General features: G+C 59.0%; 28 protein-coding genes and 6 pseudogenes. 21 read left to right on the forward strand and 13 right to left on the reverse strand.

Translation table 11 applies throughout. The annotated features are described in order from the left end of the window. Positions 1-511: 511 nt before the first annotated feature. The gene (locus KIP88_RS33380) at positions 512-856 is read left to right on the forward strand and encodes a response regulator (protein WP_214492406.1); all 345 of its coding nucleotides are present in this window, start codon (positions 512-514) and stop codon (positions 854-856) included. A 225-nt stretch (positions 857-1081) separates the two neighbouring features. Here KIP88_RS33380 and KIP88_RS33385 read toward each other — a convergent pair whose 3' ends face one another. Then, positions 1082-1273, reverse strand: coding sequence for a hypothetical protein (locus KIP88_RS33385; RefSeq protein ID WP_214492407.1), 192 nt, complete (start codon positions 1271-1273; stop codon positions 1082-1084). A gap of 184 nt (positions 1274-1457) precedes the next feature. On the opposite strand from KIP88_RS33385, the gene KIP88_RS33390 reads away from it, so the two are divergent. Next, positions 1458-1667, forward strand: a complete 210-nt coding sequence (locus KIP88_RS33390) for a hypothetical protein (protein WP_214492408.1) — start codon at positions 1458-1460, stop codon at positions 1665-1667. A gap of 46 nt (positions 1668-1713) precedes the next feature. Here KIP88_RS33390 and KIP88_RS33395 read toward each other — a convergent pair whose 3' ends face one another. Beyond that, positions 1714-2013 carry a hypothetical protein gene (locus KIP88_RS33395; RefSeq protein WP_214492409.1) on the reverse strand — a complete coding sequence of 100 codons (300 nt, stop codon included), beginning with the start codon at positions 2011-2013 and terminating at the stop codon, positions 1714-1716. A 304-nt stretch (positions 2014-2317) separates the two neighbouring features. Between KIP88_RS33395 and KIP88_RS33400 the strand changes: the two are divergent. The 7 genes and pseudogenes from KIP88_RS33400 to KIP88_RS46785 all read left to right on the forward strand — a co-directional run. Further along, positions 2318-2887 (forward strand): annotated as a pseudogene (locus KIP88_RS33400) (DNA ligase); the annotation flags it as partial. A gap of 341 nt (positions 2888-3228) precedes the next feature. Beyond that, on the forward strand, positions 3229-3408 hold the full coding sequence (locus KIP88_RS33405) for a hypothetical protein (RefSeq protein ID WP_214492410.1): 180 nt from the start codon (positions 3229-3231) through the stop codon (positions 3406-3408). A gap of 498 nt (positions 3409-3906) precedes the next feature. Further along, a complete protein-coding gene (locus KIP88_RS33415) occupies positions 3907-4419 on the forward strand; it encodes a ferritin-like domain-containing protein (RefSeq protein ID WP_214492411.1) in 513 nt (170 codons plus the stop codon). Positions 4420-4507: 88 nt separating this feature from the next. Then, positions 4508-4822, forward strand: a complete 315-nt coding sequence (locus KIP88_RS33420) for a hypothetical protein (protein ID WP_249791198.1) — start codon at positions 4508-4510, stop codon at positions 4820-4822. 2 nt (positions 4823-4824) lie between these two features. Then, positions 4825-4974, forward strand: a complete 150-nt coding sequence (locus tag KIP88_RS46775; RefSeq protein ID WP_249791199.1) for a hypothetical protein — start codon at positions 4825-4827, stop codon at positions 4972-4974. Positions 4975-5086: 112 nt separating this feature from the next. Continuing rightward, positions 5087-5161 (forward strand): annotated as a pseudogene (locus KIP88_RS48570) (hypothetical protein); the annotation flags it as partial. Between the two features lie 183 nt (positions 5162-5344). Next, positions 5345-5454: pseudogene (locus KIP88_RS46785) on the forward strand (DUF1214 domain-containing protein); the annotation flags it as partial. Positions 5455-5974: 520 nt separating this feature from the next. Here KIP88_RS46785 and KIP88_RS33435 read toward each other — a convergent pair. Then, positions 5975-6766, reverse strand: a pseudogene (locus KIP88_RS33435) (SDR family NAD(P)-dependent oxidoreductase). A gap of 133 nt (positions 6767-6899) precedes the next feature. On the opposite strand from KIP88_RS33435, the pseudogene KIP88_RS33440 reads away from it, so the two are divergent. After that, positions 6900-8074 (forward strand): annotated as a pseudogene (locus KIP88_RS33440) (zinc-dependent alcohol dehydrogenase). Between the two features lie 243 nt (positions 8075-8317). Beyond that, on the forward strand, positions 8318-8833 hold the full coding sequence (locus KIP88_RS33445; RefSeq protein WP_214492413.1) for a ferritin-like domain-containing protein: 516 nt from the start codon (positions 8318-8320) through the stop codon (positions 8831-8833). Between the two features lie 12 nt (positions 8834-8845). Here KIP88_RS33445 and KIP88_RS33450 read toward each other — a convergent pair whose 3' ends face one another. The 4 genes from KIP88_RS33450 to KIP88_RS33465 are packed head-to-tail and all read right to left on the reverse strand — an operon-like array spanning position 8846 to position 10908. Continuing rightward, positions 8846-9334 carry a DUF3147 family protein gene (locus KIP88_RS33450; protein WP_214492414.1) on the reverse strand — a complete coding sequence of 163 codons (489 nt, stop codon included), beginning with the start codon at positions 9332-9334 and terminating at the stop codon, positions 8846-8848. After that, on the reverse strand, positions 9331-9678 hold the full coding sequence (locus tag KIP88_RS33455; protein ID WP_214492415.1) for a DUF3147 family protein: 348 nt from the start codon (positions 9676-9678) through the stop codon (positions 9331-9333). The genes KIP88_RS33450 and KIP88_RS33455 overlap by 4 nt, the downstream gene beginning before the upstream one ends. Next, positions 9675-10283 (reverse strand): cupin domain-containing protein, encoded by a 609-nt coding sequence (locus KIP88_RS33460; RefSeq protein WP_214492416.1) that lies wholly within the window; start codon positions 10281-10283, stop codon positions 9675-9677. The genes KIP88_RS33455 and KIP88_RS33460 overlap by 4 nt, the downstream gene beginning before the upstream one ends. Next, positions 10270-10908 carry a phosphatase PAP2 family protein gene (locus KIP88_RS33465; protein WP_214492417.1) on the reverse strand — a complete coding sequence of 213 codons (639 nt, stop codon included), beginning with the start codon at positions 10906-10908 and terminating at the stop codon, positions 10270-10272. Before KIP88_RS33465 ends, KIP88_RS33460 begins: the two co-directional genes overlap by 14 nt. 541 nt (positions 10909-11449) lie before the next feature. Here KIP88_RS33465 and KIP88_RS33470 point away from each other — a divergent pair. Then, positions 11450-11630 (forward strand): annotated as a pseudogene (locus KIP88_RS33470) (DUF3606 domain-containing protein). 540 nt (positions 11631-12170) lie between these two features. Here KIP88_RS33470 and KIP88_RS33475 read toward each other — a convergent pair. Both KIP88_RS33475 and KIP88_RS46790 read right to left on the reverse strand, forming a co-directional pair. Next, positions 12171-13070, reverse strand: a complete 900-nt coding sequence (locus KIP88_RS33475) for a YihY/virulence factor BrkB family protein (protein WP_249791200.1) — start codon at positions 13068-13070, stop codon at positions 12171-12173. Positions 13071-13274: 204 nt separating this feature from the next. After that, positions 13275-13436 (reverse strand): hypothetical protein, encoded by a 162-nt coding sequence (locus tag KIP88_RS46790; RefSeq protein WP_308163694.1) that lies wholly within the window; start codon positions 13434-13436, stop codon positions 13275-13277. A gap of 291 nt (positions 13437-13727) precedes the next feature. On the opposite strand from KIP88_RS46790, the gene KIP88_RS33485 reads away from it, so the two are divergent. After that, positions 13728-14345 (forward strand): cysteine hydrolase family protein, encoded by a 618-nt coding sequence (locus KIP88_RS33485; protein ID WP_214492418.1) that lies wholly within the window; start codon positions 13728-13730, stop codon positions 14343-14345. Between the two features lie 43 nt (positions 14346-14388). Beyond that, on the forward strand, positions 14389-14646 hold the full coding sequence (locus KIP88_RS33490; protein WP_214492419.1) for a hypothetical protein: 258 nt from the start codon (positions 14389-14391) through the stop codon (positions 14644-14646). A 61-nt stretch (positions 14647-14707) separates the two neighbouring features. Here the strand turns inward: KIP88_RS33490 and KIP88_RS33495 are convergent, their stop codons facing one another. Next, positions 14708-14896, reverse strand: a complete 189-nt coding sequence (locus KIP88_RS33495) for a hypothetical protein (RefSeq protein ID WP_214492420.1) — start codon at positions 14894-14896, stop codon at positions 14708-14710. 68 nt (positions 14897-14964) lie between these two features. Here KIP88_RS33495 and KIP88_RS33500 point away from each other — a divergent pair, with 68 nt between their 5' ends. From KIP88_RS33500 to KIP88_RS33510, 3 genes are all read left to right on the forward strand, one after another. After that, positions 14965-15873 (forward strand): DUF72 domain-containing protein, encoded by a 909-nt coding sequence (locus KIP88_RS33500; protein ID WP_214492421.1) that lies wholly within the window; start codon positions 14965-14967, stop codon positions 15871-15873. A gap of 61 nt (positions 15874-15934) precedes the next feature. Beyond that, a complete protein-coding gene (locus KIP88_RS33505) occupies positions 15935-17440 on the forward strand; it encodes an FAD-dependent oxidoreductase (protein WP_214492422.1) in 1506 nt (501 codons plus the stop codon). 61 nt (positions 17441-17501) lie between these two features. Then, the gene (locus KIP88_RS33510) at positions 17502-17660 is read left to right on the forward strand and encodes a DUF3072 domain-containing protein (protein WP_214492423.1); all 159 of its coding nucleotides are present in this window, start codon (positions 17502-17504) and stop codon (positions 17658-17660) included. Positions 17661-17966: 306 nt separating this feature from the next. Here KIP88_RS33510 and KIP88_RS33515 read toward each other — a convergent pair whose 3' ends face one another. Beyond that, the gene (locus tag KIP88_RS33515) at positions 17967-18437 is read right to left on the reverse strand and encodes a hypothetical protein (protein WP_214492424.1); all 471 of its coding nucleotides are present in this window, start codon (positions 18435-18437) and stop codon (positions 17967-17969) included. A gap of 189 nt (positions 18438-18626) precedes the next feature. Here KIP88_RS33515 and KIP88_RS33520 point away from each other — a divergent pair, with 189 nt between their 5' ends. From KIP88_RS33520 to KIP88_RS33530, 3 genes are read left to right on the forward strand one after another with little or no spacing between them, the layout of a single operon-like run. Then, positions 18627-19184, forward strand: coding sequence for a diguanylate cyclase (locus KIP88_RS33520; protein WP_249791201.1), 558 nt, complete (start codon positions 18627-18629; stop codon positions 19182-19184). A gap of 4 nt (positions 19185-19188) precedes the next feature. Continuing rightward, positions 19189-20463: an SDR family oxidoreductase gene (locus KIP88_RS33525; RefSeq protein WP_214492425.1), complete on the forward strand. Its 1275-nt coding sequence runs from the start codon at positions 19189-19191 to the stop codon at positions 20461-20463. Beyond that, a complete protein-coding gene (locus KIP88_RS33530) occupies positions 20463-20942 on the forward strand; it encodes a DUF2269 domain-containing protein (protein WP_214492466.1) in 480 nt (159 codons plus the stop codon). The genes KIP88_RS33525 and KIP88_RS33530 overlap by 1 nt, the downstream gene beginning before the upstream one ends. Here KIP88_RS33530 and KIP88_RS33535 read toward each other — a convergent pair. Next, positions 20939-21190: a DUF2934 domain-containing protein gene (locus tag KIP88_RS33535; RefSeq protein WP_374226540.1), complete on the reverse strand. Its 252-nt coding sequence runs from the start codon at positions 21188-21190 to the stop codon at positions 20939-20941. The two genes, KIP88_RS33530 and KIP88_RS33535, sit on opposite strands and share 4 nt — an antisense overlap. A 223-nt stretch (positions 21191-21413) precedes the next feature. On the opposite strand from KIP88_RS33535, the gene KIP88_RS33540 reads away from it, so the two are divergent. Further along, positions 21414-22682, forward strand: a complete 1269-nt coding sequence (locus tag KIP88_RS33540) for a DUF892 family protein (protein WP_214492426.1) — start codon at positions 21414-21416, stop codon at positions 22680-22682. A gap of 718 nt (positions 22683-23400) precedes the next feature. On the opposite strand, the gene KIP88_RS33545 is transcribed toward KIP88_RS33540, so the two are convergent. Further along, complete coding sequence (locus tag KIP88_RS33545) at positions 23401-23664, reverse strand: hypothetical protein (RefSeq protein ID WP_214492427.1); 264 nt, start codon at positions 23662-23664, stop codon at positions 23401-23403. Positions 23665-23932 lie beyond the last annotated feature (268 nt).

Raw genomic sequence — 23932 nt, forward strand, 5'->3', positions numbered from 1 at the left:
AAAGGAGCCAACAGCTTACGAGGCTATCTAAGGCTCGCCAGGAACGGACCTGCGTTCGCGTTGATGCGGGGCGCCACGCCCCTGCATGGCGCATTGGAATGGCGGCCCCAGCGTTTCTGCTCCGAGGGGCTGGGGCCGGTTCACTAAAAGCAAGCCGCCCGTGATCGGAAAGACGAGCCTTCGCGCACCGACCAGGCAAGTCGCAGAGGAATACCCTAGCTGGCCCGCGTGAAATCCTCGAGAAGCTACGCAAGCCTTCCTCGGAACGAATCCAGGCCTCACGGCGTATGCATCGCGTGGCACCTTCCCATAGACGCCATTGCGGCTCCAGCTCTTTGCGCCGTCCTTCTCGACTCCCGGGGCTGGAGGCTGCCCTGTGGAGCTGCGTAGGCGTGACTCGCCATCGATGGAAGCCAACCAGGCGGAACGCTGACAAGGAAGGCAAGGCGCCTACGAATGGCGATGCAACCCTTGCGAATTCCGCGATTTATTTTCTTTTCCGGAGGCAATGATGTCGAACTTCGTAGCCCTCATTGTGGAGGATGATGCGTTCCAGCGGGAGGCCTTGGCTGACCTTCTGAAAAGCGAGGGACTTGAGGTGGTGGAGTGTGCCAATGGAGAGGTCGCGGAACTTGTCCTAGCTACAACAGGCGCTGAACTCCGGGCGCTAGTGACCGACATACAGCTTAGTGGAGGGATGTCCGGCGTCGAACTTGCGCAGTATGCCAAGCGCAAATTCCCGGACCTCAACGTCGTGATGGTCTCAGGACACAGCCCGCCCTTGGTCCCGCACGACACCCACTTTTTTATGAAGCCCTATGAGCCACAGCAGCTGTTGGACGCGGTGCTGAGGTGAGCCGGCCGTCGTCGGCGCTTTGTGACGTGGCCAAGCAAATATTGAGGCGTGCTCAGCTCCGCCTTTGCCTGGCAATAGAAACCTTCTGCCCGATACTGCGGCTTGCATCTCCTCACCGGGTTCCGGAACACGGTCAAAAGGAGTTCCCGAGGACCTTTGACCTAGAGGGAAACGTATTTGATCGAGAGGGAATGGCAGTACATCTCGCAGAGTGCCTGAAAGTACTTAAATACCTCCGCCCGAGCCAAAATCAAAAGTTCCCTTGTGGAACAAAAATAAATCAGTGGCGCCCAGCGAGAACCGGCGCAAAAATGTTCCGGTCACCGCACGGCAGCTATCGGTGATGAGAACGCCCCTTGCGCGCCCGCTATCCTCGCGGAATGGAGCAGCGCCATGCAGCGACGCCGTTTCAGACACGTGGTGTCCTTCCCCGATGACCTAAGCCAGGAGGCCGAACGCTTACGGGCGGAAGCCGAGAAACTACCGCCCGGTACGGAGCGGCACGGCCTCGAGCGGAAGGCCCGGCAGGCCGAGACCGCAGCGCATATCGACGAGTGGCTCGAGTCGTCCGGTTTGCGACCCCCGGAATGACGAGGGCAAGGTGCGTAGCGTCGCGGAGTACTTGGAAAGAGCGGCCGAATTCGAAGCCCTAGCTGCGACGGCTACCGTCGACGTGCTGAAAAAGCGATATGGCGACATCGCCGCATGCTATCGCTTGCTCGCTAAAGAGCGCGAATGGCTGATCGGCACCGGCGCCATTGAAGGCCAGCAGCCGATTGACGGGCAGCAGGCTGAGGGGCTTAGGAACTAAGCAGGCCGGTAAAATATTGGGGCTGGGTGCCGGGCCGCCACCGGCACTACTCCTGTGACGACGGCCTCAGCTCTCCCCCCGCGCTGAGGCCGTTTGCAATGATGGTGAGCTTGGGCCGCTCTATCGCGAGCGTGAACTTGACGTGAAGGACGGGCCCATCTGCGTCGCGAACTTCGATTGCCATATCAGGCCCGACGTTGCTCCTGGAATTAACCGTGTCCCTGACCATGTCTGCCAAGGACTGCACAGCCGCGTTCTGCACGGCCTCGACGTCCAGTAGTTCTATCCCCTCATCGTCCAGCGTGAGCCCGCCGGCCTCCCATACATCAAAATAGTAACGTGGCATGCCACTCTAACCCCTTACGCCGGCTCACGAGATCTGGCCGAACCGCCAAAGGCCCCAGCTCAGCCGGGTGAGCTGAGGCCTCTTGAGGAGCAACCGCCAGCCGGCCACGCATCCGCACGGGCTGACGCTAAGAAGCTGCGCCTATCCTTTGGAGCCAGCTATAACAAATGTTCGGCTAATCAACATCGTCCGCCCGCTCTCGCTTTTTTCTTTTTCCCAGCCCTCCTCTCCACCCGCACGCCCTTGAATTTTTTGGCCGCCGGGATCCTCTGAGCGACCCTGTTTTGTTAGTGGGGTTTGTGGCGTGGCGTTTCAGCGTAAGAAGCCGGTGGCAATCGGCGTGAAAGCCCTTCCCCGGATTCGTCGAACCCGCACTGGCGACGTCGATTGAGAAAGTGCCGTCCGGCGATCGCTGGATCCACAGATCAAATCGACGGCTATCGTGTGCAAGTTCACCTGGTGAACGAGGCCGCCAAGGTTTTCACCCCCGCGGCAGCGATTGGACCAAGCGTTTCAGGAAGGTCGCGGACGACGCCTGGCACATCAGCGCTGGTTCAGCCATTATCGACGGCGAGATTGTCGTTCGAGCCGTTGACGGCACGAAGGATTTTCAGTCCTTCAGAAGGAGCTGAAGGGAAAGTCGACAATGATAGTGCTGGTCGCGCTCGACCTTCTCTATCCCAATGGCTATGACCTTCGAAAGCTGCCGCTGATCCGGCGCAAGGAGCATCTGAAGAAGATCATCGACGGGACCGACGTCCAGTTCAGCGAAAGCTTCGAAGTAGACGGCAAAGAGATGTTCGCGCACGCCTGCAAGGTCGACCTTGAAGGCGTCGTCTCCAAGGTGCGCGACCGCTGCAACTTCTCGGGGCGCGGCCGCGCGCCAATTGAGGGAGGACACCCCACTCCGCTCGAATCAAACATACACGCCAAAGACAAACATAGATCAGGGAATAGTACAGCCCAGTGCCTGGGTTTGATTTTTGGAGTGTCCTAATGTTCTTTCCGGCCTCAGTAGCCAGTTTTGAAATCGTCAGTGCCCTAATTTCGATTAGGAACTCAGCCCCGGCCTTCGCGTACCATCACCGTTTCTGATTTTGGCCTTTGCCGGTGACAGAGAGACGCCACAGCGCTCCCGCCTAACAGGGAGCGATTGAATGCGCCGGTATTTTTCGATTTTCACGACGTTGACGGCGTCATTCCCGATGAAGGGGAATGGTGCTTTCCACCTTGGACACCGTGCAAGACGAAGCGGCCCGTGCACTTGCCGCAAGGGACGAAGTGCGGGCCACTGACGGTAACGGGCTCACGCGCGATTTGGCGATCGAGTTTCGCGACGACAACGGCGCGGTGATGCGAGTTAAGTTCACCTTCCAGGTCGAACGCCTACAGTAAGGCTCGCTTCCGTTTGGCGGCCTTGAGCGATGGCGGCCAGAACAAACTCATCCTGGGCGCCTGGCGGGCCGCGTAGTCGAAACCGGCCGAGCTTCAGGATGGGCTTGAGGTGCGGCGAACCGCATCTCGATCTTTTTGCTCTCACGTCGAGACTGCTCGAAGGCTTCAGTCTCCGCAAGCGAACGGATAACGTCTCAGGCGTGTTCGTGGATGTCGCGTGGGGCATCGGCTTCGGCCAGTTGCAGACCTTTCAGGGCAACCTCGTCGTAATACGACACAAGCGAGTTTTGTGCCGAAGAACGAGGCAGTGAAGGCGACGAACATAGCGCACGCAACCGTCGGTCACGCGAGTCCGCGGACAATCGTCAGAACAAAGTCTGCCGGCATGAACCAGCGGGCTTGAATCACCGAACACCAGCCTGCTTTGAGGCCTCAATTAGGAACTTAACGAGTTTGTGATCGTTTAAGGGTGTCTAAAACCCCAAGAGGAATCGTTCTATGGCCAAGAAGCCCAAGTTTCTCGAAGATCTTTTCCACGACACGCTCAAAGACATCTATTACGCAGAAAACAAAATACTCAAAACCCTGCCGAAAATGGCCAAAGCTGCGCAATCGAAAGAGCTGAAGGCGGCTTTTACGAAGCACGAGCGCGAAACACGCGGACAGATCAAGCGTCTCGACAGCGTCTTCAAAATCATCGGCAAGCCCGCGCGTGGCAAGACGTGCGCCGCTATCAATGGCATTACCGAAGAAGGCGCCGAGATCATGAAGGAGTATAAAGGAATGCCCGCCCTTGACGCTGGTCTCCTGGCGGCGGCGCAAGCCGTCGAGCATTACGAGATTTCTCGTTATGGCACGCTGCGCACTTGGGCGGAAGAACTGGGCTTGCGCGATGCCGCGCGGCTTCTGAAGGAGACACTCAAAGAAGAAGAGATGACCGACAAGGCGCTAACGGTTCTTGCCAAGGATGCGGTCAACCTTGAAGCCGAAGAAGAATTGCAGGCCGCTTAACGCCTTCAATCTGCCAAGAGCGAAGCGTCCTGCGCGCGGGGTCTGTCTTTCCAATCACACTACTGTACGGTCTGCAGTGGAGGGACTCATGGACGATACCAAGCAAAAGGAAGAGCAGAACGACTCTAAGAAGCCCGTAGGCGAACAGATCACAGACTTGGTCGCTGCGGCAGCGGGCGCGCTGGCTGAAACCGCGGTCAAGTCAGTTGCCAAGCGCGTGCGTAAAGCGGCCGCCAAGAAGCCGCCCGAACGGGTGAAGAAGGCGGTTAAGTCGATTAGCAAAACCAAAGCGCCAAAGCGGTCGGCCAATAAGGTCGCAAAGAGAGCGAAGAAGTCGATGGCCAAGAAGGCCTCGAACAAGAAAGCCGGAAAGAAAGCCAAGAAATCTAGATCGAGGAGGTAACGATGGCCAAGAAGGCGAAGAAGAAGTCTGCGGTTTCGGGAGCTGTTCAGACGGCAAAGAAGGCTGCTACGTCCGCGGCGAGGTCGACCCGAAAAGCTGTGAAAAAGATGATGCCAGGAAGAAAGGCCAAGAAGAAATCTTCCCGGCACTAGTCAAAACAACTGACCGATTGACGCCCTGGAATCCGTTTAGGGATTTGAGCGAAGCGGATCGCGTATTCGTCTATCGTTGCTTGGTGACAAGGCCGGCCCGGTCCTTCTTCAATTGCCCGCAACTTCCAGGCCGATGCAGTTATCTGGATTTCTTCGAATGCTGGCGCCAAGGCGACGTTACAGTTTCGAATTCCGTCACCCCAGTTGGTATACACCAGCGATCATGCGCCTCCTAGCCATTCGAACGCCAATTCCGCTCGCTCATGCGTCGCCTCGCCGGGGGCGTTGCAGTCATGACCGCCGGACGCGGCGACGAATTGGCGACGAATTACTGCATGACTGTCACCTCGCTGCCGTCGCTGAGCGCCACTCAACGGATCTCTACATCCAAAATCAATCTCCCGGGACAAAGAATCGAATTGGCTTCCCGCACCGAAAGGCAAGTGCATCCTGATGCTGCGCACGTACTGGCCGAATTAAGACCCACCATCGATTATCGACGGCACGTGGACGCCACCGATTGTGAAGAAAAGCCATCTAACCTGAAGCGAAGGACTAAGGACGAACGGGAGCAATAAATATATGATGACGTTTCGCTCAACGGCACGAAGTCGTGTGTCCTCGCGGAGCTTCGGTGGGGTTTATCATCTTGGCTTAGGTCATTCTCGTCGGGGAGTGTTGCGAATTTCAAGCGTCAACTCGGTTGGGGCTCCAGGAGGGTTGAGTGATGGGGTGCCCCGTATCGGAATGGCCAATCATGCTGCTCCATCTCGGACCCGCCGGACGTCGGCGGAGGACAATCCTCTCCGCCGGCATGTCCGCTTGAGGTCAATTCAGACCTGCGCATATCGTCGGCCTCGATCTCCTTGAACTCGTGCCTGACTGGACGTTCGAGGCCTAGACGTGCTCGCCGCCTCCCGGATTGTGTCGCCTTAGGATGCATCGCGAACCAGTTGCAAACCCGACAGGCTGCGGGCGAAACGCAGCCGTGAACAGCAGTCTATGATCTTGCCGTACCCGGCTTCGCCTTCTTGCGATGCTGCTTGGCAAGAAGCTCGGCCGGCGTCACATTGGCGATCGCCGACTGAATCTAGTTTTTCAGGCCGGTGACGATATCGCCTTCGCCCTTCATCATCGCCTCGAAGCCCATGCGGGCGACCATGGCGGCGTCATCTTTGTCTTCGGATCCGACTTTGGTATCGAGCATGTCCGCGCGGGCGAAGAATTCCGTTTCGGTAGCCCCGGGCATCAGACAAGTCACGGTAACCTTCGTATCGCGCAGTTCCTCTCGCAGTGCGAATGAGAATGAATTCAGGTAGGACTTGGTCGCATTATAGACCGCCTGAAAGCTGCCGGGGGTGAAGCCCGCAATCGAGCCGGTGATCAGAATGCGTCCCTCATTGCGGCGCCGCATGTCCTTGCCCACACGATGGATCAAACAGGTGGTGCCGGTGACGTTGGTGTCGATGACCTGACGAATGCGGTTCCAGTCCTGATCAAGAAAAGCATGCCCCAAACCGCGGCCGGCATTGGCCATCAGCAAGTCAACCTTGCGCCCCTGAACGACCTCATAGAGCTTGTCGACACCTTCGACGGTGGCAAGGTCGGCTTGAACCGCCACAACGGCGCTACTGTTCGCTTCGTTGCGCAGCGCTTGCGCGGCCGTCTCGATTTAGGGGTCATCCGCCGCGACCAGAAGGTCATAGTGCTTGGCCGCGCAAAGTCGAGCAAGCTCAAAACCAATGCCGGTCGAGGCGCCTGTCACGATCGCAAATTGTCCGGCCATGGCCATCTCCATCTTGGCATTCCGCATTTTTCGGTTGCTTCGGGCCTAATCGAACTGACGCGAGACCGTTCCTATTTGGAAAAGGAACAAGCCGCTGCGCTCACGCTTGGTCTTGTCAAACAACTCTTTGGAGCAGTCCATGAAAGCCCTCACCTGGCACGGCAAGAGCGATGTTCGCTGCGAATCGGTTCCCGATCCGAAGATTCAGGATGGGCGCGACGCAATCATCAAGGTGACGGCCTGCGCGATCTGCGGCTCGGATCTGCATCTGTTCGACGGCATCATGCCGACCATGGAAAAGGGCGACGTACTCGGCCACGAGACCATGGGCGAGGTTGTCGAGGTCGGCACGCACAACACGAAGCTCAAGGTGGGAGACCGGGTGGTGGTACCGTTTACCATCGCCTGCGGCGAATGCTTTTTCTGCAGGAACGGCTTTTACTCCGGCTGCGAACGCTCCAACCCCAACGCGAAGCAGGCCGAGAAGCTCTGGGGCCACTCTCCGGCCGGCCTCTTCGGCTATTCGCATATGCTGGGCGGTTTCGCCGGCGGCCAGGCGGAATATATGCGCGTCCCCTATGCCGACGTCGGTCCCTATAGATACCAGAGGGACTCACGGATGAGCAGGTGTTGTTCCTGTCAGATATCTTCCCGACAGGCTACATGGCGGCCGATTTCTGCAACTTCAAAGGCGGAGAGACCGTTGCGGTATGGGGCTGCGGACCGGTTGGCCAATTTGCAATCAAGAGCGCATTCTTGCTGGGCGCTGAGCGGGTGATTGCGATCGATACGGTACCCGAGCGCCTGGCGCTCGCTACGAAGTCAGGCGCCATCACTCTGGATTTCATGAAGGAAGATATTTATGAGCGCATCCAGGAACTCACGCAAGGTCGCGGCGCCGATGCCTGCATCGATGCGGTCGGCACCGAGCCCGAAACCAAGGCAAGCGTGGATTCCGTGATCGACCGTATCAAGGTAGCGACCTTCATGGGCACCGACCGTCCGCATGTTTTGCGGCAGGCGATCCAATGCTGCCGCAACTTCGGCACCGTCTCCATCGTCGGCGTTTATGGAGGCATGCTTGACAACATCCCGATGGGCAGCGCCATCAATCGCGGCCTAACTTTTCGCATGGCCCAGACCCCTGTTCAGCACTACCTGCCCAAACTGATGGAACGCATCGAAAAAGGCGAGATCGATCCAAGCTTCGTCATCACCCATCGCGCTACGCTTGACGAGGGCCCAGACCTCTACAAGACGTTCCGTGCCAAGAAGGACGGCTGCATCAAAGTGGTCATGAAGCCGTTCGGCTGATGGGAGAGGTAGCTGTGAAAGAGCGAAGTCGCACTGGCTGGCCACGGCTCAGCTCGGCCTTGTCAGCACTACGTTCTCGACCCTCGGCAGCCAACTTGCGGCGACCCAGTTAGAAGGGATGCCGCAGTCGACTGCCGCCATTCCCGGACGGGACGCCATCAGCTTCGTTGCGACCTCATGGATGGGAACCCCGAGGGGCCAACGACGTTCCATTGCCATCATTGCGAAAGGGAGACGTCGAATATGGGAATCTTCACCAAGGACATCAAAACCATGGATGACTTGCTGATCCATGGCCTGCAGGACATCTACTACACCGAGCAGCAGATCATCAAATCCCTGCCCAAGATGATCGAAAAGGCGACCAACCGCGACCTCGCCACGGGTCTGAAAGCCCATCTCGAAGAGACAAACAAGCAGGTCGAGCGGCTTCAAAAGGTGTTCCAGAAGCTCGGCAAGGAGCCAAGCGGAACGCAGTGTCCCGCGATCGACGGCATCATTAAGGAGGCCGACGAGACTGCGGGCGAGATCGAGGACAAGGCCGTGCTGGACGCCGCCCTCGTCGCAGCCGCGCAGGCCGTCGAGCACTATGAAATGTGCCGATACGGAACGCTGATCGCTTGGGCCGAAGAACTCGGCCACGACGAGATCGTGCGCTTCCTGACGACCAATCTGAACGAGGAAAAGGCGGCGAATACCAAGCTCAACACGGTGGCGCTGCGCAAGGGCGTCAACGCGAAGGCATCCAACGCGGCCTGATAGCAGTTCATATCAGCTAGAACGGCTCCGCGCGGTAGCGGAGTCGTTTGCTTGTCGGAGCCTTCCAGCTCTCCGAACCGACCGCATTTTGCGTCGCACGTACCAGGCGGCAATCGAAACGACTAGCCACGCGCACGATGCTGCAGTGAACGCGCCCGCAATGCTGCGCTCCACAGTCAGCCAAAAGATTGCCGCGAACACCAGCATACCCGTTGCTCCTAGCGCGGCGCCGGCGGAATCGACGGCGGCGGCCATTTGGCCGCGGCGCTCGCCGGAGAGGCCAGCCTTCCGTTTGCGGCGGATTTCGTGCTTCTCGATTAATGTTGCGCTGGCGAAGAAGATAGCCGGAAGCGCGAGAAAAAGGCCACCTACGGACGCTCCATAGCGGCTGCTGATAAGACCGGTGAACACGGTCGCCGCGCCGCCGAGGACAAAACGGATCAGGTATTCGTACCACCGGCCTTCCTTGAGCGACGACAGCGAGAAGCGGACGGGCGTCATGTCTGCGCTCTCGCGATCGCCAGCAGAAGAAAGGCAACCGGGAGCCAAGCTGCGAGCGACAGCATGGTCGCCGGCAAGGCCCGCAGCCGCACGCGAACGAGGAGATGACAGACGACGACGCTGTAGACGGCGAGCGCTATCGCGCCAGCCATCATGGATTGGCTCTGTACCGCAGCGTAGCCTGCGCCGTGCGCGTAAACCGCGATGCCAAGCGTAGCGAGCGCCACGGAGGGCGCCGCACCGAAAAGGCCCGCGAAGCTCTTTGGACGCAGCACGTCGCCGAGCATCGCGAAGGCGGAAACGACCGCGCCACCAACGAGAAAGCGGACGATGTACTCCGTCATTTGGCCTTCTTCCAAAGTTTGGATAGCGCTCCACCGGACCCGTAGACCGGATCCTTGCGCGGCACAGGCACCTTCGGAATGGTCTTCAGTGCCCGCGGCCGGTCGTCCACCGTGGTGCACTCGTCGTAGGTGCCGGCCGCCGGATAGGCCCCCACGACGAGGAAGTCGTCATCGGCGGAAAGGCATTGATGGCCCGTGCCAGCCGGAAGAATGACGACGTCCCCGGCCTTTAAGGTGAATATCCGTCCCTTGGCGCCGCCGAAGCGGACCCTCCCCTTGCCGCTTGTAACGCCGAGCACCTCGTGGATTCGCGAGTGATAGTGCACATAGTCGTAGACGCCATTGCGCCAGGTCTCGGCCCATCCGTTCGCCTCGAACAGGTCTTCGATCACGGCCGCCGGGTCGTGCCGCGCGCCGAGATTCACGGCGCCCCGATAGATGATCAGCGGCCATCGGGGATGGTTCGGGACCAGACCGCCGTCGTCCTGGAAACGAACCGTATGGGGCTTACGCGGCCGGGCGAGCGCGGGGGCTTTCCGTCTGCCGGGCCTCCGGAGACCGGTCGCACGTTCGGCGTATTCCTTCAGGTCCTCAAGTATCGGCATGTTCGTTCTCCTTCGAGTTGGCCGTGGCGATCGGATAGCCGGTCCACAGCCGCAGCAGGCGCTCAAGGGCTGCTCCGAGCGCGAAGCCAAGCACGACGTCGCTCGCCCAGTGCGCCAGGACCACAACCCGCGTCAGCGAGAGGCCGATCGCGAAGGCTCGGATCGTCCGGCGGGGACCGGCTGGCAGGGTCTCGGCTGCGGATGCCAAAGCCCCCATGTGCATCGCATGCCCGGAAGGAAAGGCATCCTCGCGCTTTCCGGAAAAGGGGACCCCATGGATGTGCCCGACCACCGTCCTGCGATCGGGCCGGGTCTGGTCGAACAACGACTTCATGACATGTGGCAACAAAGACGTCGCTGCCGTAACGAGCAGCGCGTGATTACCTGCGCGCCGCAACGGCTCGCTGCGCCCGCGGGAGATGATCCAGCCGGCCGTGGCCAGAACCAACAACACCTTTTCGTCGGCGCCCCAAGTCAGGGCGCGGGCCGCATACTCCGGGGCCGGAGCCGTGTTGCGAGCGATCTCGCGCGCGATAGCGATGTCCGCTTTGGTTGGGCGGACCGCAATAGGAAAGCTTCTTGCGCGGCGAAGGCGGTGTCCTGGAAATCCGGCTGGCTTCAGCATGGCTCATGGATTGGAAAGGTAAGTACTTTCCAACGCGCCAGATAGCGGCAAGGTTGCAAAGTGGCTCCCGTGGAGATCGGGTTTCCGCGAGAAATGCGTGCATCAGCTCTTTAAGGGACTAGCTCCGAAACAGGAGGGGCAAGCGGGCTGTCGGCCCATTGCTTTGCCGCGGGCATCTTCATCGGGTCCAGCTTGTCGCAGAATACGCACTGTTCGACTCGGGATTAGGGACTGGGACCATCCGCTTTCCGCACTGCAAACAACGCGCTACTCCGTCCGTGGCTTCCTCCATGCGGGCTCCTTAGGAACCTAGCTTTTGTTCCGCAGTTAAGCGCTGCATATAGAGGAACGGATGCAGGCAGCAATCGACCGCGTAATGCAGACCTTCATGATGATGGCCGGCCTCACGCGCGAAGAGGCAGAGGCCGTGCGCGAAAAGACTGACGGCGCATTTGGCCGGCATGGAGGCTGATGAAAAGGCGCTCGCAGTCGAGGGGCTCCGCTATCTGCGCAGCTCCGATCGTATCGCAAGGAAGGTCTGATGACGGATAACCTCACAACGAGAGAGCAGCCTGACCGAAGCAAGATCAATATGAACCAAATCCATGAGGTTCGTTATTGGACGAAGCACCTCAGCGTTTCGAAGGAAGAAATTACAGAGGGCCATCGACAAGGTCGGAAATTCAGCCGCTGCCGTCCGCAAGGAATTGGCCGTGGACTGAAGGCGTGGGGTATGCCCGCGATCTCTGGAGTGAGGCTCCCACGCTTTTCATTCGCGGATCGCTTCAAGCGGGCGCGCCGGGGTCTGGCGCCTATGAATCTCAAAACCCGGCCCTACAGTAGAAGGCAAGATACGGCATTCGTTCTATCGTGGCGTGCGGGAGGATCTTTGAAAGAGCGAGAACCAGACTTGGATTACGACGAGGTCATCGTCTGTATGATGCTCGCCTTTTGCATCGGCAATGCAATGATCACCCTGATCTACAGGATAATGGCTTAACGGCGCAACGAGCATTCATGATGAAGAGAAACGCGCCTTGGACTATTGATGACGATATCCGTTTGCTGGAGTTGCACAGGACTGGGCGGCCGTTATTTTCCATCGCCGCGGCGTTCAAACGCAGCAAATCGGCGATAGCAGCCCGCCTTTCAATCCTGCGACGACGTGCCCGACAGGCGACCGCTCAGATGCAAACCGATGAGCAGTAAAGTCGGGATCCAATTTTATCGCCAGCACGGGGCCAGGGACGCGCCTGCTCATCTTAAGCGCGTCCGCGTGCCACGCCGCCGGGCGCGGGACGAGCATTCGTTGATGGATGGTGGCGACGTTTGGAATAAGCGTGGGTGATCTCGGCGCCCATCAGAATGATTTGCGAGGTGTAGTAGACCCAGATCAATACGACCACGATCGAAGCGGCAGCTCCGTAAGTTGATTCAAGGCCCTGCTTGCCGATGTAAAATCCGATAGCGGCCTTACCCAATTCGAAGAATAGCGCCGTGAGCAGCGCGCCGAGCCAGACATCGGCCCAGGCGACGGAAACGTCTGGCAGCCATTTGAACATCATCGCGAATAGGACCGTAACAACGGCAAACGAAACCAGCATGCTCACAATATGCAAGACGCCTTCCGGCAAGTAAGGAGCGATGAAATTTCCTGCCGCGGCGAGACCTGCGGTTACAAGAAGCGATACGAGAAGCAAAAAACCAAGAGCGAGCACCGCTGCAAACGACAAGACGTAGTTGCGGGCGAAGTGCCAGAGGCCGCTTTCCTCGGACTCTTCCACCTCCCACACGACGTTGAGGGCATCCTTCAACTGCACGACCACGCCGATGGCGGCGAACAGCAAGGCGCCTATTCCGAGGATCGTTGCGAGGACGCCGGCGGCGGGACGGCTTGCCCCAGCCAGCATCGCCTCGACAGCCTTGGCACCGGTTTCGCCCAGCATCGCTTTCAATGATGAAATCACCTGGGCAGTGACAGCCTCCTGGCCGAAGAAGAGACCTGCCACAGCGATGGCAATTAGGATGATGGGTCCGAGCGAAAATACGGAGTAATAGGCCAGAGCCGCTCCCTGACGGGCGTCCTTGTGGCTCGACCAGTTGGCTACCGCTTCTTTTGCTACTGTCCACCACATGGCTCTCAATCCTTGGCTATTCGCCAATAAGGGCAAAGCCTAGGCGAAAGTTCCTCGGCGAGAGCATAGAGGCATCGGGAAGTGGCTATCCGCGGTTCTTTGCGTTCACGCGCGACCTCCTGCCCGCTTGTCGGTTCTCAGATCCGGATAAACCGGATACCGCATCTCGCCGGCTTTGTCCGGTCGGCAAATCTTCGGTGACGAGCTGCGGTCTGACCCATGAAGTGACGCCTAGTCCTTCACTTTCATTGCGAAAGGAGATGCTGAAGTCTTCCGCTTGATGAGCTGGGCATGAAGTTCCTCATGCGCGGCGTGGCTGAAACCTGTACCGAAACGACCGATGTAGCGCCAACCGTCGCCTTCCCGCAGAGCACGGGTTAGCGCCCCGAAGATCCGTCTCGTTCGCCGCGGGGCTGTTCCCTCCTGCCGGACGCGTCGGCTGGAGCGTCGATCAGGTGCGGAAGCGAGCGCGTCTCCCTCTTGTCATCGGTTATGATCTCGCACAAGCGAGCGTGGCGGCGCCTGCCGCGCCGTCAAGGGCATACTCGCTTGCGCCAGCGCGGCAGCCGCGCCCTTTGACCGCTCTATCGTTCACGGCCGCATGGATAGCAGGCAGGGCAACTGGTTCAACAGGAACCAACTTCTTCGACCACCGTTGGAGCTGGCTTTCCGGGTTGAAGGGATATGTCGAAGAATATTGGATTACGCTACGAAGCGCCGAGCGCCAGCGCGGTGCACTTATGCGTCGATATGCAAAGGATGTTTGCAGAACGCACGGAATGGAAGATGCCCTGGCTTGAGCGCGTTCTGCCTAGTATCGTTTCAATAACTTCCTTGCATCCCGAAAGGACCATCTTTACGCGCTTCATCCCAGCCCAGCATTCCGGTCAGGGCATGGGGATGTGGCGGCGCTATTACGAGCATTGGGCATCGATGACCGTCGATGAGCTCGGCGCTGACATGATAAATGTCGTACCGGAGCTTGCGCGATTTGCCCCACCTGCCCGCTTCTTCGACAAGCATGTCTATTCCCCGTGGACCGGGAGCGATCTGTACCGGCAGCTTCGCGGCGCCGGAATCGATACCCTCATTATCACCGGCGGAGAGACCGATGTCTGCGTGCTCGCAACTATGATGGGCGCTGTCGACTGGGGCTTCCGTGTTCTTCTGGTGACGGACGCCCTGTGCAGCTCGGCGGACGAGACCCACGACGCAATGATGAATGTCTATGAGAACCGGTTAGGCCAGCAGGTGGAATGCGTGTCGACGGAGACGATTCTCGAAAACTGGCGCTTCAAGTAAACATGACCGCCGCGCAGGCGTCATACCTTGTGAGGGAAACGGGATGGAAGAACTCACGGTTCTAAGGACGTTTTCGGCGGTGACGACAGTTCTCGCAGCCGCGCTCGTGGCCGCCAACTGGAACGCTCGCGTTACCGTCACCGGCTTTGCTATCTTCATCGTAGCTTCCATCGCCTGGATGATTGACGGCTGGCTGGAAAACAAAGCATCGCTCATTATCCAGAACGTCATTCTCCTTCTAATTAACGTACTCGGAGTCTGGCGCTGGTTTCCGAAGGCTGAAAAGGAGGTTAAGTCGTAAGAGAGCGGCTTCAGTCGCAAAGCCCGTCGCGGCGCAAAGGCCTTGTTGATGGCCACCGCCGCTACGCGGATGCCTTCACGTCCCAGCAGGCCAGGGATGTCCTGCGATGCGCGGTTGCGCAGCTGTTCATCATCGCAAAGCAGAACCTGCCGGCGGCAACGTCCCAGATCAGGCCAGCGCTCAGCCCGGCAGGTCCCCCGCGGACGATGACCACGTCGATTTCATCCGGATCACCTCCATTCCAACTCATATGGGACCTCCCAAGGCTGGGGAACCCCTTCCCCCTGTTCATTCGTTAGGTACTCGGAAACGAAGATCATGCTACGCAAATTCACAGCAGCGAACTGGAGCGAATTGACTCCCGAGGAGCGCCGCGAGCGGCGGCGGCTCCGCCGCGAAAAGCAGCGCGAGGATAATATCGGGCGCGCCCAGAAGATGCACGCCGCCCGGCTCAAGATGGAAGCTGAGAGCCCGAAGAGCCCGCCTGAATTGAAGTCATCAGTCTATGTCGGCTGCTCGGGCTGGCGTTATTGGAAATGGCGGGACTCGTTTTATGCAGGTGTATCTCAGGAAAAGTGGTTTGAGCACTACCTGAAGCGCTTCGACACCGTCGAAATCAATGCATCTTTTTACTCCTGGCCGACGGTTACCAACGTCCAGGCCTGGCGGCGCCAGCCCGGCAAGAAAACGTTCGTTTACACCGTCAAGGTCTGTGAACTCGTCACCCATGTAAAAACGTTCAAGGGCACAAGGACGCTCATTCGGGATTTTGGCATCATCGCTGATATTCTAGGTGAGCGGATGGGCTGCTTCCTGTTTCAGCTGCCGCCGAGCTACCGCTACACAAAGGCGCGGCTGAACGCGATCGTGAGCCAACTCGATCATGCGCGCCGCAACGTTGTGGAGTTTAGGCACGCCAGCTGGTGGAATGAGGAAGTTTATGCCGCGTTCCGAAGGGCCGGAATTATTTTCTGCTCCTGCAGCGGGCCGCGCCTGCCCGACGAACTCATCCGGACAGCCGACGAAGTCTACATTCGCCTGCATGGCCCCGAGCGCTGGTATCGGCACGATTACTCGAAGAGCGAGCTGGCGATCTGGGCGGACAGGATTAGGGCGAGCGGGGCGAAAAGAGCCTGGATTTACTTCAACAACGATAATGAAGCTCATGCCCCCAAAAACGCGGCAGCCCTGCGGCGAATGCTAGGCCGTATATCGTTGGCCGCCTAAGGCCAGACGTAGGAACCTTGCCAGTATCGTAAGCGTTCTCAAGTGTTTGGGAGAACGTTTCATGGCCAGCACATCACTCTGGATGGATATTGACATTGCCCCGAACGCGGAAGTTCTGGACGGCGTCCGGGAATGCGACGTCGCCGTCATCGGCTCTGGCATTGCCGGTATTTCGACCGCGTATGAGCTCTGCAAGCGAGGTAAGTCCGTTCTTGTCATCGATCGCGGACGCATCTGCGGAGGCATGACTTCGAGGACTTCAGCTCATCTTGCCCCCTTGTGCGATGATCTCGTCAGCGAAATGACGAAGATCAGGGGCAAGGAGGCGACGACGCTTTTCTGCGAGAGCCAGGCGGCTGCCGTCGACCGCATTGAAGAAATCCAGAAGAAAGAGAAGATCGATTGCGACTTCCGCCGCCTCGACGGTTACCTCTTTCAGGGTCAAGGTATGCCGGCAGATATCATCGATGAAGAGCTGGAGGCAGTTCGCGAAGTCGGCGCGCCGGTCCACAGGCTCATGGGCGTGCCCTTCAACGGCTGCGAGAATCGTCACGTCCTACGCTATCCCAAGCAGGCAACCTTTCATCCGCTCAAGTATCTTGCCGGCGTCGCGAAGGCTTGCCGCGAAAACGGCGTGACTTTTTACCGTGACAGCCCGGTTGAGGAAGTGACTGAAGAGAATGGCATTGTGACCGCGAAAACAGCAGGCGGCGTCATTCGCTCGCGGCATGCCGTCGTCGCGACCAACTCCTCCATCTCTGACCGCTTCGCCATTCACACCAAGACGGCGCCATACCGCACATATGTGATCACGTTTGAGATCGAGCGCGGCGCTTTGCCCGACGCGCTCTACTGGGACACGGAAGATCCCTACCATTATGTCCGCCTGCAGCCAGGCCCGGCAAATACCGATTACGTTCTCGTCGGTGGAGAGGACCACAAAAGCGGAGAAGCCGACGACGCGGAAGATCGATTCAGAAAGCTTGAAGCATGGGCGCGCGGCTTGATCACCGGCCTTGGCAAAGAAACGCACCGCTGGTCCGGGCAAGTGCTCGACACCATCGATTACTCCGGCTTCATTGGCCGCGATCCCGGGGGCACAAACATCTATGTCGCGATGGGCGATTCCGGCCAGGGCCTCACGCACGGCGTTGCTGGCGCAATGCTGAATGCCTGCCTGATCACGGGCGAAGACCATCCATGGAAGGAAATCTACGCGCCGGGTCGTGTCCCGCTGAAGGCCGCGAAAAATTTCATCGCCGAGAACATAACAGCGCTCAAAAGCTTTGCTGAGTATCTAGCACCAGGCGAACTCACGTCGCTCGACGAGCTATCGTGCGGCGACGGCGCCATTGTCCGGCGCGGCCTTGAGAAGATTGCCGCCTATCGCGACAAGCAGGGAGCGCTGCATTTGAATTCGGCGAGTTGCACCCATGTCGGCTGCCATCTGCACTGGAACAGTTTTGAGACTTGCTGGGATTGCCCTTGCCACGGCTCAATCTTCGACGTGAAAGGACAACCCATCAACGCCCCAGCCATCGGCCCACTTGCCCGCGTCCAGGACTAAGGTTAGCCGGACCTGCCGAAGGCCGAGATCGATAAGATGCGCGAAAAGGAGGAGTGGAATAATGCCGGAAGAGCCGATGATGACCGAAGCCCAGCGGGATGAGCTCAAGACGCTCTGCCTGAAGGCCGACGTGCCGGACAAATCGGGCGAGCTGCTAACCCAGGAGGGCGCGCAGCAGTTTATCGACGAACTAAAGAAACAGCTCGCGGAGCGCAAATAGAAACGACGCGCTGGAGGATCTCCAGCGGTTCGTTTGCACCTTAGCGGAGCGGTCGACGGCGTTGCTGGTGCGGCCGGAGCGGGTGCCGTCGGAGCAGCGCCGGTCGCTGGACGGGTAGTCGACGAGCCCGCGGTCGTGCAGGGTGCATCGGCAGTGCCAGAGCTCACCGCCCCTGCATAAATGCATGAGATCGGCGAGGACGGCCAAGGGCAGCGACCATCATGCCTCGCATCTGCTGTCTCACCGGTCCAAATTATTGCGAAAGAGGCTTAAGCGCTTAATGGATCGTGCATTCCGCTTGGCGCATCAGTTCTGACGCACCCCTCGCGATACATAGGCGCCCGCAGCGAGCCCCAGCGCCAAGCCAGCAAAAGCTCCTGCCATCGATTGCCTGGATAACGTCAGTTCCCATCCCGGCGTCAGCCGCTTGGGAATTATTCCATAGTCGACGACCGCTGCGATCGCCGACATGACGGCAGCGTTTCGCAGTAGTTCGATTGATGATTGAGGCGGACGGACCGCCAACCAAGTCTCAAAAGGGAGCGCCCAGAACAGGGCCGATGCGTGATGGGTGGCGAACCCTGCCCCGGTGTGGTCAGCGTCGACCCCGCCAACACGCGAGGCATTATCACCGTGAAGCCAATGGCTGGTCGAGTTCAACGGTTGCGCGGCGTGTTTCCCTTCCAATTTCGCCAGGGCGGCCAGCGTTATTGTCGAAACGGCACTGGCTACGCTGCCTGTAATGAGACTGGAAGACAGCAATTGCGCGGGTTTCATTGGTGACCACGAATTCGATTTCCACACCAACTGCAATGCGCTTCTAGATGTTCCAAGCCATTTGATGGCGACCCGACGCGTGTCAGATTTGCTGGCGGGAACGGCCGGTTACTGAGGTCGGTTCCGCCGCGAGGAACGTTTGGATCGATCTCGCTTTATCGGACAGCACGTTCGCCATGGAGATCTGACATGGGGCCCGACGAGGTCCTGCGTGGGATGCTGATGTATTTCGTCCTGCCGATGTGGCTGGCCGCCGGCTTTGCCGATTACCTCTGCCATCGCGCCAGTCACATCGAAAAAACCAGCGGCTGGAAAGAGTCCGTTCTGCACCTTGCCCAGTTTGCCGAGATGGCCGTTCCGGTTCTGGCCGCGCTGTTCCTCGAAATCACATCTAGCGTGATTTTGTTGATGATGGTGTTTCTGGTTTTCCACGAAGCCACAGCCATCTGGGACGTCCGCTACGCCTCGTCGAGGCGTGAGGTTTCGCCGACCGAGCAGCACGTGCACAGCGTTCTCGAAATGCTGCCGCTGACGGGATTGCTGCTCGTCATCGCGCTTCACTGGCCAGCATTTGCGGCATTGTTCGGCTACGGAACACCTGACTTTGCCTTCAGGCTGAAGCAATCGCCGCTACCCCTGACGTACATTGTCACGATGCTGGCCTTGACCGCGCTGCTCGAGGTCTTGCCGTACTTTGAGGAGCTGGTTCGCGGTCTGCGATATCGCGCCCGGCAAGCGAAGGATTAGGTCAATGCGTATCCTTCTCGTTGGCGGCACGGGCCTTATTGGATCGGCGATCCACGCAAGGCTTAACGCTGAAGGACATGACTGCGTATTGGTGTCGCGCCACACATCGGGCGTGCAGAACGCGCGCCACGTCGCGCTCGATATTGCACAGGCGAAGGATGCTTCCGCGTGGGAGCCTGTCCTCGCAGGTGTCGATGCCGTCATCAACGCGGCGGGTGCGCTGCAGGGAGGGGACATGCAGGGCGTTCATGTCGCCGGGAGCGCGGCGCTGTACGCGGCTTGTGAACGCGCAGGCGTCCGACGCGTGATCCTTTTTTCGGCGATCGGAACCGATCGCGATGCGCCGAGTGACTTTTCACGCACCAAGCAGGAGGGTGAAGCCGCGCTGATGGCGCGCGATCTCGATTGGGTCGTGCTGCGGCCCTCCGTCGTGGTAGGCAGAGCTGCTTACGGCGGCAGCGCGCTATTGCGGGGGCTTGCGGCACTACCGGTTCTGCCGGTGATGCCCGGCACGGCGCCGATCCAACCGGTGCATCTGGATGATGTCGTCGAAACGGTTCTTTTCTTACTGAGGCCGGGCGCGCCTTCGCGCATCGCGCTGGATCTGGCCGGCCCGCGGCAGATGGCGTTCAGTGACGCCGTCGCGCTGTTTCGCCGCTGGCTGCGCTGGCGGCCCGCTTACCGCCTGCAGTTGCCGACATGGGCCGCCTCCAGCGCTTACCGCGCAGGAGACGTCGCGCAGATGTTGGGCTGGCGAACGCCCGTCAATTCGACGGCACAGGCAGAAATGCGGCGCGGCGCGACTGGCGATCTTGGGCCTTGGCGTCAGGCCACGGGCACCGTTCCCCGGGACCTTGAAGCCGCGCTCGGAAGCGAACCCGCGTCGGTCCAGGAACGCTGGTTTGCACGGCTGTACGCGCTGAAGCCCCTGATATTTGCCGTCTTCGGTTTGTTTTGGATCGTCACCGGAATCATCTCACTGGGGCCGGGCTGGGAAATCGGTATTTCGTATGTCCGGGAAGGCGGGCTGGGGGAACATTTCGCCGCTCTCACCGTCATTGCAGGCGCCCTCGCCGACATCATCATTGGCCTCGCTATTCTTTGGCGACGTTCGAGCCGCTATGGCCTTTGGGCGGCCTTCATCATTTCTCTGGTCTATGTCGTGATTGGGACGACGCTGGTGCCGCGGCTGTGGGCCGATCCGCTCGGACCCATGCTGAAGATCTGGCCGGTGCTGTTGCTCAATATGGTCGCCATAGCGATCCGGGAGGATCGATGATGTTCTATTTCCTTCTCAAGATGGTGCATCTCATCGGAGCCGCCGTACTGCTCGGCACGGGCGCCGGCATCGCGTTTTTCATGCTGGTGGCGCATCTGCGCGGCGATCCGCGCGAGATAGCCGGCGTTGCGTGGACGGTGGTGCTGGCCGACTTCCTGTTTACGGCGAGCGCCGTGATCCTTCAGCCGATCACCGGCACCTGGCTGGCTTGGTCGAGCGGGTATTCTCTGCGCGAAGGATGGATCGCAGCGTCGATCGCACTCTATGTGGTGACTGGCGCCTTTTGGCTGCCGGTGGTGTGGATGCAGATGCGGATGCGCGATCTTGCTGTCCACGCGGTCAAGACGGACGCCAAGCTGCCGGCCGAGTATTACCGTCTCTTTCGATGGTGGTTCGCCTTCGGATTTCCGGCGTTCGCGGCGGTGCTGGTTATCTTCTGGCTGATGATCGCCCGCCCACCTATTCCATACTGGGATTAGTATGACGTAAATCGGTGCAAAACAAAACCGGCGATCCATAATAAGAGCATCTCAAAAAATATCGCCGCCAGCAGCGATATTACAAAGTGTCGGGAGTACGGAGGGGGAGATGACTTGTCCTCGTTTCGCAACTCCTGCTCCGCCAATTGCCAGAACTCGTCCTCCCTGCCCTCAGGTCTGCCGCTGCGCTCCCAGATCTCATAAGCGCGGTTCTCGATCTCCGCACCGGGTCGTGGTTTGAACGTCAGCTAATCGCGACCTACGCGAGCCGTCTAAGTCAGTAGCCCCCTCCATACCCAACGCTAGCCAAGATTGGGAGAACAGCATGCGGCGACCAATGTTCCTATCGAAGCCGGGGGTGCGCCGCTTGTTCACCCACTCGCGAGAACGCCCCCGGGCCCTTCGCCCAATAGGAACAAACGACACAGGATACCGTTCGGGATGATATCCCTCTCGCTCCCGAGGCTCACCATGTACCATCATGTCAAGAAGCTGATGTTCACCGTCCGCGTCGATGAACCGGACCCTCGTTTTGGTAACATGCTTCTCGAACAGTTCGGCGGCGCCAACGGCGAACTCGCGGCCGCGATGCAATACTCGATTCAGGGGCTGAACTGCGAGGATCCGGATCGCAAGGACCTGCTGATGGATATCGGCACCGAAGAACTGAGCCATCTCGAAATCGTGGGCACCCTCGCCCGCATGCACCTCCAGCCGACGAAGTTCGATCGTCAGGCGGCCGAAGCTGATCCCCTGGTTGCAATAGCAGGCGGCGGCGGCGTCAACCTCTTCAATTCCCAAGGCAACGCTTGGACTGCCGATTACCTGAAAATCACCGGCGAACTCGACGTCGACCTGCGCAGCAATATCGCCGCCGAAGCACGCGCGAAAATCGTCTATGAGCGGCTGATCAATTTCTGCGACGACGCCGGCACCAAGGACGCGCTTCAGTTCTTGATGACCCGGGAAATCACCCACATGAAGGCCTTCGCGCTGGCGCTCGAGAGCATGGGCAAGCCGGCCTTCAGCATCGGTCGCATCGCCCCAACGCCGGGACTGGTCGACCAGTTCTTCAACGAGTCCACCGGAACGGGGGAGCATGGCGAGATCGACACCCGCGGGCCATGGAACGAGGGCAACGGCTGGGTTTTTACAGAATCGCCGGCCATTCAGGCCGAACCCGGCGCCTCTACAGCAATCGTTACGGAAAGTTCGCCGCCGGCCGAGCAAGCCGGCTTGAGCGACCTGTTGATCGATGAGCTTCGTGACATCCTTCATGCCGAGAAGCAACTGACGAAAGCGCTTCCCAAGATGGCGGAAGCCGCGCGCTTCGATCAGCTGCGCGAGCTGTTCGAGCAGCATCTCGTCGAGACCGAGAATCAGGTGGAGCGAATCAACGAGTGCTTCGAATTGCTCGGCAAGACCGCCCGTGCAAAACCTTGCAAGGGCATGATGGGGCTGGTCGAGGAAGGCCAGGAGGTCATGGCCGAAGGCGAGGAAAAGGAAGATGCGGCCGCGGACCTGGCGCTGATCGGAGCAGCGCAGCGTGTGGAACACTATGAGATCTCGGCTTACACGACGGCGAAGAACCTCGCGCAGCAATTACGTCATAGCGCGGTCGTCGCACTGTTGTCGAAGTCGCTGGCGGAAGAAGAGAATTCGGATCAGTTGCTCAACCAAGTCGCCCGATCGCTGATGTCGGTAGCAAAAATGCCTGCCGCGATCGAACAGCTCCAATGACGCTGGTTCTGTTGTATGGCCTTGCGCTAATGGTCGTCCTTCTAGTTTGTCGTTGACCCCCGATCGTCCGTAGAGTCTGCCAATCTCCTTGTCCTGGGCACGCCGGGGGGACCCAAGAAAAAGATCACTCCACACTCTCACCTCTGTTGTGCCCGAAGGGAAAATTCACGAAGGGCACAGCTGGGGGCAAACAAAATATGGCAAGACCAGCTATGGCCCATTATAGCCCGCATATGAAACAAAACCCGAAGAACAGGGATTTTTGCAACGCTCCTATGGCTAGATTAGGTTGGCTATAGCCTACGGATTGTGGTTCCTTATGGCACGGCGCTATGCGCCGGCAGCTCAAACCGTTCGTCCCAGGCCAACAATTCGAAGTTTGGCGCAGGAAATCGTGGCTCGTGTAAGCAGGGGAGCGACTCGGACTCCCGAGGATATCCGCTGGGTGAACTGCAGGACGGCGCCAATTGCACACAAAGTGCGTCGTTCGACTGGTTGTCCGATTTGTTCGCCGTAATACTCTATTCTACGATGAGGGCGTAACAGACCTGTCCGAGTAGCTTCCGCGGCATATGTTGGGGCGAAGCCACGGAGATAAGCCAATATGGTCGATGTAATGCACGACGCTGTTTAGTTCGATTCTGGACAGAGCATCGGAAGCTCCATTTCCAAACGCGCTCAGAAAACTTGGCGGAATAGAGTTGCTTACATAACGAACTCAGCAGCTTAAGTGCTGGGTGGCGCGGAAGGGATCGAACCTCCGAATGGCGGAATCAAAATCCGATTGATTATTCAATGATTTCAAGGGGCGTTTGGAAAAAATGACCAAAATGGCCTCTAGCGAACTCAATAGCTCAGCAGGCGTTTCCAAATGAAAAGCGCCGCCACGCGGGATCCGTCGCGGCAAATCTGGTGGCGAATTGTGCCGACGTGCCTCTAGAGCTTCGGTATCGAACAGCTGCCCTCCGAAGGCAAAGGTCACACGTTCGAATCGTGTCGGGTGCGCCAAAAAATCAATGACTTAGCTGATTGCGTCCATGTGAGTGAAACTAAAACTCACCAAAAACTCACCAAAAGTATTGGAAGTTCGGCGCGTTATCGGCGGCGATCTCGTATCGTAGCTCGAACGAGTCCGTCGTCTGTGCTCGCTGTCCGCGGCGAATGCGCGAACAAGAATTCGCGATCCAACAGAGCGCCACTTGTTCACCGATCATGCATTGGGGAGCAGAGCGTACTACCCCAATTTGCCT

It is taken from the genome of Bradyrhizobium sp. SRL28 (assembly GCF_018596315.1).
Classification (GTDB): domain Bacteria; phylum Pseudomonadota; class Alphaproteobacteria; order Rhizobiales; family Xanthobacteraceae; genus Bradyrhizobium.